17 protein-coding genes are annotated in these 15495 nt (G+C 69.0%); 9 read left to right on the plus strand and 8 right to left on the minus strand.

Translation table 11 applies throughout. The annotated features are described in order from the left end of the window. The first annotated feature begins 229 nt into the window (after nt 1-229). From ABZ386_RS01470 to ABZ386_RS01510, 9 genes are all read left to right on the plus strand, one after another. A complete protein-coding gene (locus tag ABZ386_RS01470) occupies nt 230-589 on the plus strand; it encodes a hypothetical protein (protein ID WP_358962997.1) in 360 nt (119 codons plus the stop codon). A 23-nt stretch (nt 590-612) separates the two neighbouring features. Continuing rightward, nucleotides 613-2079 (plus strand): terminase family protein, encoded by a 1467-nt coding sequence (locus ABZ386_RS01475; RefSeq protein ID WP_358962999.1) that lies wholly within the window; start codon nt 613-615, stop codon nt 2077-2079. Nucleotides 2080-2180: 101 nt separating this feature from the next. Further along, nucleotides 2181-2927, plus strand: a complete 747-nt coding sequence (locus ABZ386_RS01480; protein WP_358963001.1) for a hypothetical protein — start codon at nt 2181-2183, stop codon at nt 2925-2927. An 88-nt stretch (nt 2928-3015) separates the two neighbouring features. After that, entirely contained in the window at nt 3016-4740 is a 1725-nt protein-coding gene (locus ABZ386_RS01485) for a hypothetical protein (RefSeq protein WP_358963003.1), read from the plus strand. 83 nt (nt 4741-4823) lie between these two features. Next, nucleotides 4824-5522 (plus strand): hypothetical protein, encoded by a 699-nt coding sequence (locus ABZ386_RS01490; protein WP_358963005.1) that lies wholly within the window; start codon nt 4824-4826, stop codon nt 5520-5522. A 104-nt stretch (nt 5523-5626) separates the two neighbouring features. Further along, entirely contained in the window at nt 5627-6043 is a 417-nt protein-coding gene (locus ABZ386_RS01495) for a head decoration protein (protein ID WP_358963007.1), read from the plus strand. Between the two features lie 15 nt (nt 6044-6058). Further along, nucleotides 6059-7108: a major capsid protein gene (locus ABZ386_RS01500; RefSeq protein ID WP_358963010.1), complete on the plus strand. Its 1050-nt coding sequence runs from the start codon at nt 6059-6061 to the stop codon at nt 7106-7108. Further along, nucleotides 7108-7395: a hypothetical protein gene (locus ABZ386_RS01505; RefSeq protein ID WP_358963012.1), complete on the plus strand. Its 288-nt coding sequence runs from the start codon at nt 7108-7110 to the stop codon at nt 7393-7395. The genes ABZ386_RS01500 and ABZ386_RS01505 overlap by 1 nt, the downstream gene beginning before the upstream one ends. A 78-nt stretch (nt 7396-7473) precedes the next feature. Then, the gene (locus ABZ386_RS01510) at nt 7474-7806 is read left to right on the plus strand and encodes a hypothetical protein (protein WP_358963014.1); all 333 of its coding nucleotides are present in this window, start codon (nt 7474-7476) and stop codon (nt 7804-7806) included. 43 nt (nt 7807-7849) lie between these two features. On the opposite strand, the gene ABZ386_RS01515 is transcribed toward ABZ386_RS01510, so the two are convergent. The 8 genes from ABZ386_RS01515 to ABZ386_RS01550 all read right to left on the minus strand — a co-directional run bounded on the left by ABZ386_RS01515 (nt 7850) and on the right by ABZ386_RS01550 (nt 15432). Then, nucleotides 7850-8101 carry a helix-turn-helix transcriptional regulator gene (locus ABZ386_RS01515; RefSeq protein ID WP_358963016.1) on the minus strand — a complete coding sequence of 84 codons (252 nt, stop codon included), beginning with the start codon at nt 8099-8101 and terminating at the stop codon, nt 7850-7852. 37 nt (nt 8102-8138) lie between these two features. Next, nucleotides 8139-9290 (minus strand): hypothetical protein, encoded by a 1152-nt coding sequence (locus ABZ386_RS01520; RefSeq protein ID WP_358963018.1) that lies wholly within the window; start codon nt 9288-9290, stop codon nt 8139-8141. 61 nt (nt 9291-9351) lie between these two features. Beyond that, nucleotides 9352-10671 carry a UDP-N-acetylglucosamine 1-carboxyvinyltransferase gene (murA, locus tag ABZ386_RS01525; RefSeq protein WP_358963020.1) on the minus strand — a complete coding sequence of 440 codons (1320 nt, stop codon included), beginning with the start codon at nt 10669-10671 and terminating at the stop codon, nt 9352-9354. Nucleotides 10672-10766: 95 nt separating this feature from the next. Beyond that, complete coding sequence (locus tag ABZ386_RS01530) at nt 10767-11549, minus strand: class II aldolase/adducin family protein (protein WP_358963662.1); 783 nt, start codon at nt 11547-11549, stop codon at nt 10767-10769. Continuing rightward, the gene (locus ABZ386_RS01535; RefSeq protein WP_358963023.1) at nt 11549-12229 is read right to left on the minus strand and encodes a hypothetical protein; all 681 of its coding nucleotides are present in this window, start codon (nt 12227-12229) and stop codon (nt 11549-11551) included. The genes ABZ386_RS01530 and ABZ386_RS01535 overlap by 1 nt, the downstream gene beginning before the upstream one ends. A 17-nt stretch (nt 12230-12246) precedes the next feature. Further along, nucleotides 12247-13365 carry a glycosyltransferase family 4 protein gene (locus tag ABZ386_RS01540; RefSeq protein ID WP_358963025.1) on the minus strand — a complete coding sequence of 373 codons (1119 nt, stop codon included), beginning with the start codon at nt 13363-13365 and terminating at the stop codon, nt 12247-12249. A 167-nt stretch (nt 13366-13532) separates the two neighbouring features. Then, on the minus strand, nt 13533-14375 hold the full coding sequence (locus ABZ386_RS01545; RefSeq protein ID WP_358963028.1) for a hypothetical protein: 843 nt from the start codon (nt 14373-14375) through the stop codon (nt 13533-13535). A 604-nt stretch (nt 14376-14979) separates the two neighbouring features. After that, nucleotides 14980-15432: a hypothetical protein gene (locus ABZ386_RS01550; protein ID WP_358963030.1), complete on the minus strand. Its 453-nt coding sequence runs from the start codon at nt 15430-15432 to the stop codon at nt 14980-14982. Between the last annotated feature and the right edge of the window lie 63 nt (nt 15433-15495).

Here is a 15495-nt window from a genome sequence, read left to right on the forward strand (position 1 = left end):
GGCCTGGATCTTGGATGCGGTGGCGCAAGGGGAGAAGGAAGGCCAACCGGTGGGTGACCGGGGCGTCGTGGATCCCTGGGAGCGTCAGGGGCACGAATCTCCTCAGGCATTCGAGGCGTTCGCCACATACCGCGATCTGGGCCCGGCGCGGAGTGTCACGAAAGTGGCACGCGAGTTGCATAAATCTCGCGCGCTCCTTGGCCGGTGGTCGCGGCAGTACGCATGGGTCATGCGGGCGACGGCGTACGACCGTGAGCAGGACCGGTTGTTCCTCGCGGAGCAGGCGCAGGCCCGGCGGGAGATCGCGCGCAGGCACGCGAAGTTGGCGCAGGCCGTGCAGAGCAAGGCCGTCGCGCGGCTCCAGGCCCTGGACCCCCGTGAGCTGTCCCCGTCCGAGTTGCTGCGGTACATCCAGGTCGCGGCGGAGATCGAGCGGCGGGCGGTCGGCGAGGCTCCTGCGGCCATCGGGACGACGGAGGGCCAGGACCAGGGGGCGGACGTTGCTGCCCTGACGGACGAGGAACGTCGAGCCCGGATGGATCAGCTGCGGCGGGAGCTGGAGCGCAGGCTGGCGGAGGACGCGCAGTGAGCCGGGGCCGGGCGAAGCGCCGCATGATCGAGGGCTTCGCCGACCCGTCGGTGATGAGCCTAGAGCAGCTGAAGGCCGAGGTCGCCGCGTTGGTGCGGGCCGACGAGTTGTCGGCCCGCCGGTGGGCGTGCGAGGTGCCGGACTGTGACGGGCTGCCGCACGAGGGATGGCTGCACCACCACGCCCGCGCGTCGCAGCGGTCCCCACGGTGGCTGTGGACGGTGTGGATGTTGCTCACCGGCCGCGGCTGGGGCAAAAGCCGCACTGCGGCAGAAACCGTGCGGGAGTGGGCCAAGACGCCCGGATTGCAGATCGCCGTGGTGGCTAAGAATGCCACGCTGGTGCGCGACATCTGCTTCGACTCCCCGAAGTCCGGCCTGCTATCCGTGATCCCGCCCGAGGACGTGGCGAAGTACAACTCGTCGCTGGGCGAGACGACGCTGCGGCTGAAGAACGGCACGCTGATCCGCGGCTTCGGCGCGGAGACGCCGGACAACCTGCGCGGCTGGGCCTTCGACAAGGCATGGTTGGACGAGTACGCGGCCTGGTCGCGGCACACCGCGCAAGAGGTGTACGACATGCTGTGGTTCTGCCTGCGCGAGGCGGACACCCCGCAGGTGGTGATCTCCACGACGCCGAAGCCGCTGCCGCACGTGAAGCGGCTGGTCGAGCGCGGCCAGGCGCAGGCGAAAGCGCACCGGGAAGGCGGGGAGCCGCCCCGGGTGGTGCTCACGCGCGGCCACATGCGGGAGAACGATGCCAACCTCAGCCCCGCGGCCAGGGCGGAGCTGGAGGAGGAGTACGCCGGTACCCGCCTCGGACGGCAGGAGCTGTCGGGCGAGCTGCTGGAGGACGTGGAGGGCGCCCTGTGGAAGGGCTGGATGCTGGAGGTCGAGGGCTTCCGGCCCCGGCCCGAGCACCTGCCGGACTTGCAGCGGGTGGTCGTCGCCGTGGACCCGGCGACCAAGAGCCACGAGAACGCGGACATGACGGCCTTCACCGTGGCCGGACGCGGCTACCCGGTGGAGACGATGTTCGGGGACGACCGGCCCCGCGGGTATCTACTGCACTGCGAGCAGGACCGGTATACGCCGACCCAGGCGATGCAGCGCGCGGCGAAGCTGTACCACGAGCACCGCGCGGACTGCGTGGTCATCGAGGCGAACAACGGGGGCGACTACCTGCCCGCGCTGCTGGAACAGGTGGATCCGACCGTGAACTGGCGAATCGTTCATGCCACGCGGGGCAAGCGGGCGCGGGCGGCGCCGGCGGCGCAGCTGTACGAGCAGGCACGTGTGCATCACGTGGGCTCTGCGCGGGTGTTCGCCGAGCTGGAGGAACAGATGACGACGTTCGTCGGCCAGGGCGAGACGGAGGACTCGCCGGACTTGTTGGACTCGGCAGTGTGGGCGTTGTGGGATCTGTTTCTCGACCCAACGATGCCGCCCCCTCGGCGCGGGGATGATCAGCGTCTGGCTGGCAGGCGGTAGTGACCGCAAGTGGTCCAGAACTTACTTGCTGAGAGGGTGAGTTGTCAGTGGCGGCCCTTACCGTGCGAGGTAGGGATTTCGGCTCGACGAGGAGGACGGCCATGGCCGAGGAACTGCGCCGGAAGTACAGCAACGCCGCCATTGCTGCGCTGATGACCTTGTCCCGAGGTGGCTGCTATGCCCCGGGGTGTGGGGTCCCGACCGTGCGCATGATCGACGGGGAGCCAGTGCTCAACCTGGACATCGCGCACATCCGTGCTCTCAAGCCGGACGGGAAGCGGTTTACCGCGTCGTGGAGTGTGGAGAAGCGGAACAGCTTCGCCAACCTGTTGCTTTTGTGCAATGTGCATCACAAGCGGATCGATGGGAAGGGTGGTGAGAAGTACACCGTGGAGATCCTTGAAGGCTGGAAGTCCTCCCGCGAGGCTGATGGGCAAGCTGCCTTGGCAGGGTTGAACGGGCTGACGGAGGAACGGCTGGCCGAGATGATCTACGAGGCGCAGGAGGCGTACGTCGAGCGGATGGCCCCACTGCTGGCCAGGATCGCGGAGGCCATGCCCGATTGGGCGTCGCTGGTGAAGGTCCTCAAGGCGGATGTAGAGGAACTACGGGGTCGCCGCCCTGGGGTGTCGGAAGATACGGCCTGGATGCTGTCCCAGGCCAGTGACAGGCTCGGGCATCTTCAGGACAACGCCCCCACGCTGCTGAAGGCGAGCGAAGGTCTCAGGCACTTGCAGGACAACCTCCCTCAACTAGCGCGCCTGGCCGACCTACCCAGGAAGCTCCACGGGGCAGCCGACGCGATCAACAGCGCCGCTGCTTCGCTATCTGACGCGCGGCGATTCTGACCCGAGTGCGGTGGGCCCGTCATCGCAGCATGGCTCATGACTACCCTGATCCTTCGGCGCGGGGCCGACGACGGAGGATCTGCTTCCGATGGGCCTGCGCCAATTCCTGATCGACGCTTGGTCGTGGCTGAACTACAAATCTGTGATGGTTGATGCCGGCCGTCCGGGGAGTCAGGCGTTTCCCGAGTTGGCCAAGACCTGGGTGCCGCCGCATGAGTTGCGGCGGCTGGCCGCCTACAAGGTGCTGGCGGCCTACGACAACAACCAGGCCGGGCAACTTTCTGCGGCCGCGGGCGACGACGCTGCCCTGGAGCGGCGTGAGCTGGGGGATGCGGCGAATCTGGTCGATACGGCGCTGGGCTACCTGCTCGGGTCGGATCAGCAGATCGCGGTGGCGGGTGCCGAGCACGCTGATGAGGAGTCGCCGGAGCCGGGCGCGACGGAGGCCGCCGCTGTTCAGGAGCGTTTGCGGAAGTGGGCTGAGAAGGAGCTGCTGACTCTGCGGATTCAGCAGGCGGAGCGTACGGCCGTGCTGCTGGGCGACAGCGTGTACGTGCTGGCGTGGAGCCCGGAGAAGCAGCGGCCGACGCTGCGGGTCTACGATCCGGGGTTTTTCTTCCCGCAGTGGGACGACGACCAGGACGAGGACTTCCCGTCGCGGGTGCATCTGGCGTGGGAGCTGCCGGAGGATGAGGACGCCGGGCTGAAGGCCAGGGTGCGGCGGGTGACGTACGAGCTGGGTCCGATTTCCGAGGACGGCAGCGTCGTGCGGACCTACCCGTGGGAGCCGGGCCGCGCGTCGAAGGTGACGTGCTACCTGACGGACGCCGAGTGGCTGCTGGAGGACTTGAAGCGCGGGGAGACCTTGGACCGGTTGCCCATGGACAAGGCGTCGTTCCGGGTACGGGCAGACGGCACGGAGCTGAACCGGCTGGACTTGATGATCGACTTCGTTCCGGTCATCCACATCACGAACACGATCCCGGACGGCGGGGAGCACTGGGGGCGGTCCGGTCTCGCTCGCGTGCTCCAGGCCCTGGACGAGCTGGCCGCGACCGATTCGGACAGCTCGGCGGCCTCGGCGACGACGGGCACGCCGATCATCGGTTTGGCGGGGGCACGGCTGCCGGTGGACCGGGCGACGGGCAGGCCGGAGAAGCTGAAGGTGGAGGCCGGCGCGGTGTGGCAGCTCGGCGAGTCGGGGCGCATGGACGCGCTGGACACCTCGCCGCAGTTGGCGGAACTGCGGGCGCGGGTGGAGCACCTGCTGGACCGGATCGCTGCGAACTCACGGATCACCGCGGCGGGGCTGGGGACGCTGGACGCTGCGGAGGTGCCCTCGGGATACGCGTTCCAGTTGGCTCTCGCGCCGCTGGATGCGCTGATCGGGACGATGCGGCTGGCCAGGGAGCACAAGTACCGGCTGCTGCTGAAGTTCGTGCAGCGGCTGTATCAGGCCGGTCGCGCGGAAGGGTGGGCGGCCGGGGAGTCGTTCTCGGCGCGGCTGGCGTGGGCGCCGCACACGCCGACGGACCGGGGCGCGGTGCTGGAGGAGGTCGTTACCGCGTATGGGGCGGGTGTGATCTCGCTGGAGACGGCGGTGCAGATGCTGCTGGACGCGGGATATCCGATTGACGACGCCTCCCAGGAGGTGGCGCGTATCCGGGCGAAGGCCGAGGAGGAGGCCGCCGTGCGGCTTGCGGAAGCTGCCGCGCGCCGCGCCGATCCGGAGGGGGCGATGGGGACCGAGGACGATCCAGGTTCGGCGGAGGTGGGCCGAATGCCTGAGCCTGTCGGCGGCCGGGGGGCGTGAGAGCGGGACATGTTGTCGGTGGCGATGTCGGCGCCGGTAGCTAAACTGATCGACAGCGCGGGGGCGCGCACTGGAGGAGTTGCATGGTCCGGCCCCTGCCCGCTCGTCACCCTGTCGGCTACCGCGGTGACGGGCGGCCGATCTACCCGATTCTCGGCGCCTCGTCTGAGGACGAGACCAACGACCACCTGGACGACGCGGATGACGGCGGCCAGGAGCAGCAGGTGACGGTTACCCAGGAGCGTCTGGGACGGATGCTGACGCGGGAGAAGGCTCAGGGTGAACGCGCCGCGATCAAGCGCCTGTTGTCCACACTGGGGTTCGACTCCCCGAAGGCTTTGACGGAGTTCGTCACTGCGCAGCGCGAGGCGGAGCGGGCGGCACTGACGGAAGTTGAGCGCCGGGAACGGGCTGCCGCTGAAAGGGAGTTGGAGGCGGCTCGCCGTGAGGAGCTGGCGGCAGAGCGGGAACGGGCGGCGCTGCGCCGCGCGGCCCTGGTGGCGCTGGGCGCGTCGGGTGAGGACCTGACGGACGCGGAGCGTCTGCTTGCCGCCGAAGATGACGCGGACGAGGCGCAGATCCAGGCAGCGGCAGAGGCCCTGCGCGCCCGGCGCCCGGAGCTGTTCGGCGAGGCGCGCACTCCGGTGCCGGCGGCACCGGCCGGAGCTCCAGCCGGGCGGGCCCCGACGCGGACGACACCACCGCCGAAGCCGGGCGCAGCCGGGCTGGAGATGGCCCGTCGCCGCGGTCTTCTGGTGCCCCGGTTCAGCGACGCCCGCTGAACCGGGGCACACACAGTGGGGACCACGCCCCCTCGACTTCGTGGACGGCACCGCCTGTGTGGGCGGTGTGCGGAAGCTGACCGCATCGTCCATGGAGACACAGCATGTCCATTCAGCCCGTATCGACGTCGGAGCACCTGACCGCCAACCGTGAGTGGCTGGCCTCGCTGCACGGCACCGACTCGACCGACACGATCACCCTCGACCTGAACCTGTTCACCGAAGGCGTCCACTACCAGTGCGGTGACGGGTGCGAGCCGTACGGCCGGGTCTTCTCCGGTGTGCCGGTGGGCAAGGTCGCAGAGTCGAAGCTGTACGGCCCGTACGACCCGGAGGCCACCTGCGGCCGCCAGGTGCTGCGCGGCTTCGTGTTCGCCGAGGCGCCGTTCGCTCCGGGCCAGACACGGGTACCGGCCGCGCTGCTTTGGCACGGCGCGGTGAAGGCGTCGTGCGTCCCGGGCGGCATCGACGTGTCGCAGCTTGTGTGGCACCCGCGTGCCGCGCAGATCCGCTTCGCGTGAGCGGGGGCCTGAGCTGTGACGATTCAGGACCTGCTCAAGGACGTCCAGGCCATTGACCTGACGACGTTCGCACGAGCGATACCCAGCCCGAAGGACTTCCTGCTCACGCAGAGCATCTTCCCGACGATGGTGCTGCCGGAAGTCAAGTGGCGGGTGAAGGACTCCGGCCGGTACGTCAACGTGGCGAAGTACCGGGCGTTCGACGCCAGCGTGCCGTTCGCGACCCGCGAGGCGTGGCAGACCTCCCGTGAGGGCGCGCTGCCGGCGCTGGGCCAGAAGCTGGTCGTGGGGGAGCAGGAGCAGATCCTGCTCGAAGCCTCCCGAGGCTCGGACCAGGACCGGCTGATCGAGCTGCTGTACGACGACGTCGAGCGGCACGTGGAGGCCATCCGGTCCCGGCTGGAGCTGGCGGCCGGCGACGTCCTGGCCGATGGCCGGTTCTCCCTGGTGCAGGAGAATGGGCTGACGCTGGAAGTCGACTGGAACGTTCCCGCCGAGAACATGCCGGTGGCGGCCCGCCCGTGGTCCGATCCGGAGTCCGACCTGATCACCGATGAGCTGCGCTGGATTCAGCACCTGGACGACATCGGCGCCCCGGAGCCGGAGCTGGTGATCACCAGCCGGAAGGCGTTCAGCTTCCTCGCGGCGAACAACGCCTACCGGGCCGCGTACTACGGGTCGGTGAACCCGTCGACGACACCGACGGCGACGCTGACCCCGCAGCAGATCAACGTCGTACGGGGCAACTACTCCCTGCCGCCGGTGACGTTCTACAAGGCCCAGGTCCGCGTGGACGGGAAGCCGCGCAAGGTGCTGCCGGAGGATCTGTGGATCCTCGTGCCGCCGGAGCGGGAGAAGTGGGCGCAGACCATGCTCGGCGTGACGGCCGAGGCGCTGGTGCTGTCGCGCGGCTCGAACCCGGAGATCCTCCGGGAGGACGCGCCGGGCCTGATCATCACCCGCGGGGTTCAGGATGACCCGGTCCAGATCTGGACCAAGGGCGCCGCGGTCGGCATGCCGGTGATGCACACCCCGGACGCCCACATCGTCGCGAAGGTGCTGTGATGCCGGAGCGCCGACTGATCGCCGCCGTGTACGTGAAGGACCCGACCAGCCACGAAGACCTGATCCTGCTGCCGGGCGAGAGTCCGGCGCCGGAGATAGCGGCGCTGGTGACGCATCCGGACGCCTGGGATACGCCGCCATGCGAGGACGCCGAGCCGGAGCAGGTCGTTGTCGGCGAGCCGGACCCCACCGCAGCCGGTGCCAGGCCCGACCGCAGGCAGGGCGAGACCGACGGGGGCGGCATGAAGAAGTCGCCGTCGCGGCGAGCACGCTCGTCCTCCGCGTAATACGCTCGCCCGTACGGCCCGGAGCCAGTTTCCCCCGAGTGGCTCCGGGCCGTGACTCCCCTTGAGGATGTGAACCTGGTGGACGAGTTCCAGCGGTCCTGGCTGCTTGCGCAGCTCGGCCCGGACACTGACCCGGCCGACCTGGAATGCCGCTTCTTCCGCATGCAATCCGTGCGCGCGGTCGCGCTCGAGGTACTGGGCGAGCGACGTGCCAAGCTCCTCGCCGACCCGCTGAAGGTCACCGTCGACAACGTGGTGACCATGGACCTGCAGGAAAACCTGCGCGGCATCGAGCGGCAGATCGAACAGGTCCGCCAGGCTCCCGCCCCGGACGAGCCCGGAGACGAGGAGGAGGCAGCGGATGCGGTGATGGCGGTGACGTGGCTGGCCCCCGCCCGCCGCTACCGGTAGTGAAGGTCACGCAGCAACACCGCCCAGCCACTGGCTGACGAGGTCAACCCGACGTATCAGATCCGCCGGCGGCGGTTCCCCGCACCTCGGCCTCAGCTTCGGTCAGAAGGTGCGCTACCGAGCAGCCGTAGGCCAAGCACACCCTGACCAACACGGCCAACTTCGGGGTGGTGACTGCTCGCTCGATTCTTGACAGCGTCGAGCGGCTGACCCCTGTGCGCTCCTCAAGGTCGTACACCGACCAGCCGCGCTTCGCTCGGAGATGCACGAGCGTGCGCGCGATCGCCACGTGCATGCGTTCAACCTGTTCATCTGCCAGTTCAGATCGGCGGTCAGGAGTCGACGACGAGTGGCTGTCCGCCTTCGAGTCGTCCGGACCAGTAGCGGTCGTTCCCGTCTCGTGAGGCCCGGATGCCGATACCGAGCTGCTGGGAGATGTTGTTGCGGTCACGGATGGCGAGGGCTCCTTCGACGGTGGCGGTGCGCTGCTCGGCATCCCAGTCGACGGATCGGATGGTGGGTACGCCGAGCCAGACGAGGCGGCTGCGGATGTCGTCGGTGGTTACAGGCGTGGGTATTGCGGTGGCGCACCGGCCCCGTTGGGTGTCCGGGCAGTGGTTGGCGACGCAGGCTGCCGTGCCATGGACGCGGTGGGCGTCGGCGCGCTGCAGGACGTACGCCAGGGCACAGCTGTTGGTCTGGAGGATGGGGTGATCGGGGTAACGGCTCGGGAGCGAGGCCAGCAGCTCCCAGGTCTGGCGCGGCCATACGGCGTCGGCGGCTTCGAGAGGCAGCTCGTCGGCGCCGAGTTCGGGCCACAGCGCGGTCATCTGATCCCTGGCCCCGGGCTTCACCTTGAGGCCGACGGCGACGGAGCAGGCGGAGTAGCGGGCGGCCCAGTTCAGGACATGGTTGATCGTCTCCGGGGCGGCGTTCGCAGGCATCAGCGGGCGCCAGTAGTGGATGACGGGAATGCCGTGCTCGTGGAGGCGGGGGAAGTTGGCGCGCAGCGCCTGGTGGTCGATGCCGCGTTCGATGTCCGGGCCGAGGCCGGAGTAGCTGAGGTAGACGATCACAGGGGTGCCGGCCGCCTGCGCGGCGAGGATGGCGTCGATGACGTCCTGGGTGACGGCGCACTTCGTGATCAGGCACACCGGGTTGTGCACGTCTCGGGCGGTGAGTTCGCCGAGGAGGCCGATGAGGTGGGCTCGGGTGCGAGGTGTGGAGAGGGCGTCAGTGCAGGTGTAGAGGGCGAGGGCGGCCTGCGGGTGGTAGTACGGGCTCGCCTTGAGCAGGTCGACTGTCCGCTTGGGTGTTGCCAGTTCGACCGGTTTGACGCGGGTCTGGCCGCGGTCGACCAGGTAGCAGTAGCCGCACGCCTTGTTGCACCCCTGGACCGGGTTGACCCCGAGCCAGGTTTCGTGCTGGTCGATCACCGGCTCCCAGGTCCGCTGTGTGGGTGGGAGGAACGTGAGAGTGCGCACCGGCTGTTCCTTTCTGATGGGGCCGGTGCCGCCCGCCGGACAGTGGCGGGCGGCACCGGGGTCAGACGGGCTTCGTGGTGATGCGTGCGCCGACGGCGGTGAGTTTGGCCATGGGCTCTTCGTAGCCGCGTTCGAGGTAGCGGGTGCCGCTGATGGTGCTGGTGCCTTCGGCGACCAGCGCGGCGAGGACATAGCCGAAGCCGGCCCGCAGGTCGGGGATGACCAGATCGGCCGCCTTGAGCGGGGCCGGGCCGCTGATCTTGGCGGTGTGCAGGAAGTCCCGGTTGTGCCAGCGGCACGCGGTGGCGCCCAGGCACCGGGTGGTCAGCTCGATCTCGGCGCCCATGGAGCGGCTGAGCTGCTCGGCGTAGCCGAAGCGGTCCTCGTAGATGGTTTCGTGGACGACGGAGGTACCGGCGGCCTGGGTGAGCAGGACGGTGATGGGCTGCTGCCAGTCCGTCATGAATCCGGGGTGGACGCCGGTTTCGATGTCGGTGGCGGTCAGCGGCCGTGATCGGAAGAACGCAAGGCCGGTCTCGGTCTCGGTGAACTCGCCGCCGATGTGGTGCAGGACGTTCAGGAAGGTGATCAGGTGGTCCTGGCGGGCACCGGTTACCTCGATCCGGCCGTCGGTGGCGACGGCGGCCGCCGCGAACGAGGCGATCTCGATCCGGTCGGGGACCGTACGGTGCTCAACGCCCCGCAGTCCGGTGACGCCGTTGACCACGATCGTGCGGTCGGTGTCGATCGTGATGAGCGCGCCCATCTTCTGGAGCATGAGGACCAGGTCCACGATCTCCGGTTCGACGGCCGCGTTGGAGATCACGGTGGTGCCCTTGGCGAGGACGGCCGCCAGCAGCAGGTTCTCCGTGGCCCCGACGGACGGGAAGGCCAGGTGGACGTGGGCGCCGGTGAGCCTGCTGGCGCTGACCTTGACCGACCGGGCGCTGTCCACGATGTCGGCACCCATCTGGCTCAGGCCGCTCAGGTGGAAGTCGATGGGCCGCTTGCCGATGGTGCAGCCGCCTGGCAGGGGGACGACGGTCTCGCCGCGCCGGTGCAGCAGGGGGCCCATCATCAGGATCGGGATCCGGTTGACGCCGGAGTACATGGCGGACAACTGGGTGTTGGTCACCTGGGCCGTGTGCACGCGCACGGTGTGCTCGTCGAGCCAGGCCACCTCAGTGCCCAGCTCGGCGAGCATGCCCAGGACGAGGTCGACCTCCAGGATGCGGGGCACGCCGTGCAGCACGCACGGTTCGTCGGTCAGGAGCGTGGCGACGAGCTGCTTGGTGACCGCGTTCTTCGCACCGGACGCCTGCACCGTGCCGCGCAGTGGTACGCCCCCGGTGATGCGGTAGACGTGGCGGTCGGCTGCCATGGGTCGCTCCTGATGGTGGGCGATATTCATGTAGTGATGTATCCCGTCCCGTGATTCGACTGATTAGGACGAGATTGTCGCCATTTTCTCTACGTCTAATCCCGTCCAGTGAGATACGACGATACTGGTGTGGCGATGGTTGCACGGTCGTAGGACCGCCGCTCGGGCTCGTAGAGGCGGTTGGGATAGACGACTCCGCCGGTCAGCTGCGCCTGGAGCAACGCCGTGCGCGCGGTCTCCTCCAGACGCAGCATCAGGTCGACTGTTTCCTCCAGGTGTCGGCCGACGGTGAACGCGCCGTGCCGGTAGAGGGTGAAGGCGAGCCCGTGCCGTTCCAGTTCGCTGGCGCGGGGCGCGATGACCTTCTCCAGCTGTGGCCGGTACTCCAGGACGTTGACGGCGGCGACCTCGGGCCGCTGCACCGTGCCCTTCGGTAGATCGAGCGGCACCGGGTTGGCGTGGAAGGCTGCCTTCACCGCGGCGTCGTCGGCGTGCAGGCAGGGGATCTCGCCGAAGGTGTCGGCGCGGTTGGTGACGCTGGGGACCGGCACGCCGAGCGAGGCGAAGGCCAGGGTATAGGGGGCGTGGGTGTGCACGAGGGCCCCGGCGCGGGGCAGCATCCGGTACAAGTCCAGGTGTAAGGGAGTGCCGGATGCGCCGAGCCCGCCGGTCTGCTCGACGATATCTCCCTCGGGGTCGAGGACGATGAAGTCGCGCGGGCTGACCTGCCAGCGGTCGAAGGCCAGCCGGGTGCACGACATGAGGATGTTGCCGTCGTGCAGGCGCATGGACACGGCGCCGCCGGCCGGGTCGAGCAGCTTCCACTCACGCAGGTCATTGATGGCGCTGACCAGGTGCTTGCGTTCGGTCTCGTACATCAGCACGGGCTGCCTCCCAGGAGAGTGGACTGGTGTTCGGATATGTGTACACGGGTGTCGGCAGGGACCCACGCGGTGGCGACAGTGACGTTCGCGGCCAGTAGCGTGCGGGCGCCCACCACGGCGCCGGGGCCGATCGAGACCCGGGAGCCGGCCCGGACGTGGTCGCCGATCAGCGCCGACCACTTCGACTGGCCGGTGCTCATCCGCCCGCCGCCGGGCAGGGCAAAGTGGATGGGCTTGTCAGGATGGAGCATGTCGTCGTTCGAGATCAGACAGGACGGGGTGAGCAGGTCCGCGGAGAAGTAGCAGTGCCGGCCGATGACGCAGCAGCCCACGGTGGCCCGGTGGGAGAGGACGCTGTGCTCTGCGACGAGGCTCCGGGAGACCTCGCATCCGTACCCGACGTGCACATGGGAGGAGAGCACCGTCCGGCCGCGCACCGTCGAGTACTCGTGCACACTCACTCCCGGGCCGATCACCACGTCGTCAGCCACCTTCGCCAGCGGGGACACGTAGGCGTCGGGGTGGATCTGCGGCCGGTCGCCGAGCGCGGTGCGCACCAGGTCGTACGCGGCGCCGGAGATGTCGCCGATGGAGGCGATGGGCTGCTCATCCAGGACGCCCGCGCCCAGGTCCTTCAAGAAGGGGTCGTCGGACAGACACAGCACCTCACCCAAGAGGGGACCGGCGCCGCTCACTGCGCGGCCACCAGCGGACGGTCGATGGGGCGCTGGCCCAGCACGAGCTTCAGGTACTGGGCGGCGCAGCGTCCCGGCGTGTACCAGCCCTCGGCAAGGGCACGGGCGGCCTTGCCCATCTGGATCAGCATCGGCCTGTCGAGCAGCGCCTCGGTGAGCGCCTCCACGAGGTCCCCGGGGTCGTCGGGGTCGTAGACCATGCCGGTCAGCCCGTCGATGACGAGTTCGGGGCTGGCTCCGGCGTCAGGCACGAGGGAGGGCACCGCGGCGCCCGCGGCGTCGATGACGGCACGTCCGAAGCCCTCCTGGACGGCGGCAGTGGCCAGCAGGTCGTACTCGGCGAGCCGCTGGGGCAGGCCGTCGGTGTATCCCATGAAGCGCACGGGTGCGGCGAGTTCGCGGACCAAGTTGGCCAGTTCGGTCTGCTGGGAGCCTGGTTCCCCGAAGACGTCGAGGCGTACGGAGGTGGACAGGCGCGGGTCTGCCACGGCCTGTACGAGCTGGTCCACCCGCTTCCACGGCACGGTGCGGGCGACGGAGGCCACCAGGAGCCTGCCCGTGGCGGGCCGGTTGTGGGCCGGGACCGTTGGCGGGATGGTGACGCCGTTGTGGATGGTGGTGACGAACCGGGCCTGGGGCGCATGCTTGCGCAGGGCGGCCGACGACGCCTGGGAGATGCCCACCCAGACGGGCACGGCGGCCAGCAGCTCCCACCAGAGTCGGCCGATGGTGCGCTCGACCATGTGACCGTCGTAGGGGTTGATCACCCGCATTACCTGGTCGGGGTTGACGACGTGCCGGACCACGGGGATGACGCGGGCGTTGGGGGTGATCACTGCGTCCGCAGCTGCGGTGCGGTGGTTCGAGATCACAACCGTCGGGCGGTCGCCAGCCGCCGCGCAGACACGGGACAAGGTCCTGGCGTAGTCGGACCAGCTGGTGACCTCGTGGAGGCGGGCGGAGGCGCAGGGGCCGGCGGACGGGCCGCCGTGGCGCCACCACACCACGTCGACGCTGGGCACCAGGCGGGCAAGGCTCCCGGCCAGCTCGACAACGGAGTTCTCAGCTCCGCCGCGGGCGGTGGTGACCCAGGTGAGGACAACGTGCGGAACCATGGGGTGCCTCCTCAGGGAAGCGGCCAAAGGGATGGTGGGCGTGTCTGTTGCTGGCACTAGGGCACCAGCAGCCGGGTATCCGCGGTGATCGGCTGCCGTGGCGTGCATTCGCTGTGCAGGATCTGCACACGCGCTTGATGGGAAGACGGTGGGGCCTCGGGCGGCCGTCAGGGGGTGATTCCCCGCAGGTATTGGGCCAGGTCCAGTGCGCCTGGCCGGGCTTCGGCGGGGGGTTCGAGCACCGTCCTCAGCGCCTTCTCCAGCTGCGGCCAATGGTCGATGTGGCCGAGCGGTGGGCGATGACGCAGGATCACCTTGCTCAGCTCGATCCGGGTGAAAGCAGCCGGATCTATGCCCAACGACCGGTAGTCGCGGGGCCATTGGTTTGTTGCAGCCCACCAGATCGACGCCGCCAGGGTCCAGGTCTCGTCAGGTGGGGACGTGAGTACCGGCCGCTGCCCGGACTGGGCGCGGGCGATCAGCTCGTTGCCGGCCAGGTGCACGAAGCAGCCGTTGTAGGTGTTTGAGGCAGGAAGGTCGCTGCCTGCTGACCAGCCCCAGGACCAGTCGATGAGCCGCGTGCCGCCGGGCGTGAGGATGATGTGGTGCGGCTGGAGGTCTCCGTGGACCCACTGGGCCTGGTGGATGGAGGCGACGGCCATGCACGCTTCGATGGCGGATGCCAGGGCCTCTGCATGGTTGCCCCTGCGCTCTCTGACCGGGTAGAAGATGTCCCACAGTGACGTGCCGCGCAGCCACGGCGTGGCCAGCCAGGCCGAGCCAACGCCACGGCCGTGCTGGGCGCGTTTGCCGTACGACGTCGCTGAGACCATGCCGGCGATCCGGCCCCATACGGCGGCCTCCCTGGCGACCTCCACCGCACCGTCGTTCCGGCCGACCTTCAGCGCCCACTCACCGTGCGGGCCGGACACCTTCCACATCTCGATGCCGTTCCAGCCCGCGACGTACGCCCACTGGGTCGGGCTGCCAGCTAGCTCCTCCAATTCCATTCGGCCTTCCAACGGCCGACTGTGGGCCATTTGAGGCTGTGGTGCTGCCTGGGTCACTTCAACTGCCCTCACGATCATCATGTCGGGCCCGAGCTGGCGGCTCAGGGGCCTGTTCCGTCGCTTCCGCACAAGTCGGCCCGCGTTTTCAGGTGCTGAGCGTGTAGTTCCAGCGGGCGACGGGCGCCTGAATGGGGGAGAAGACACGGGCCCGCGCCGGTCACGGCCCGGCGGCGCGGCACGCCTTGGCCTTGAGATGCGTGTACAGGCCCGTCCCCTGGCCGCACTTCCCGATCGGCTTGCCAGGGGACGGGGGTATTGGGCCGCCCCCTGGTCGGCGTGGAACTCGGTAAGTGCCAAGGGGCGGGAAATCAGCGGCGTGGGCCACGCAGGACGATGCCGGCGGTGCTGCCGCGCTCGTCCAGATGGTAGGTGGTCAGGCTGCGCCAGTCCTTGCGCAACAGCTCGATGCGCGCGCCTGCTCTCAGCGGTCGGCGTACAGCAGGGCGGAGACGAGTCCGGCGGAGACGGATATGACGAGCAGGACCTGCGTGAGGATCTGACGCCACCCGATCTGGCGTTCATCGAGCCAGCGGCCCAAGTCCCTTCAAGGGGCGGTCTCCTGGATGACGAGCAGCAGCAGCGCAGGGCGGTCGCCGAGCCAGCGCAGCTCTTCCTCGTACTCGTCGTCGTGGACGCTGACCGCTTCCCGGTTCAGGACCGCGATGCCGTCAGCGAATCCCATGCTGACGAGCCGCCGGGCCTCCGCCCAGCCGGGCCGGGTGAGCGGCTCGTAGGGGGCGTGGACGTCGGTCAGCTCGTGGACCACGTCGTAGTCGTGCTCCTCGATGAGGCGTCGTACGGAAGCCATCGCGTGGTCGACCTGGCCGCCGGTCTCGGTGAGCGCGTAGGCGATGATGCGTCGCTTCCGCTTGAGGGGGGTCTCCAGGGCGACAATGTTGTTCTGCTCGCGCTTCTTCTTCAGGTACAGGCCGCGATTCGCCAGCGGGCGCAGTGCGATGTCTCGTACCCACGACTGCCGCTCGTTGTCCTTGTCCATCCACGCCGCATTAGGGCGACTTTGTGCCGTACTCGGTGACATGGAGGCTGTCTCCGTCCGGTC

Origin of the sequence: Streptomyces sp. NPDC006140, assembly GCF_040628815.1 — a bacterium.
Classification (GTDB): domain Bacteria; phylum Actinomycetota; class Actinomycetes; order Streptomycetales; family Streptomycetaceae; genus Streptomyces.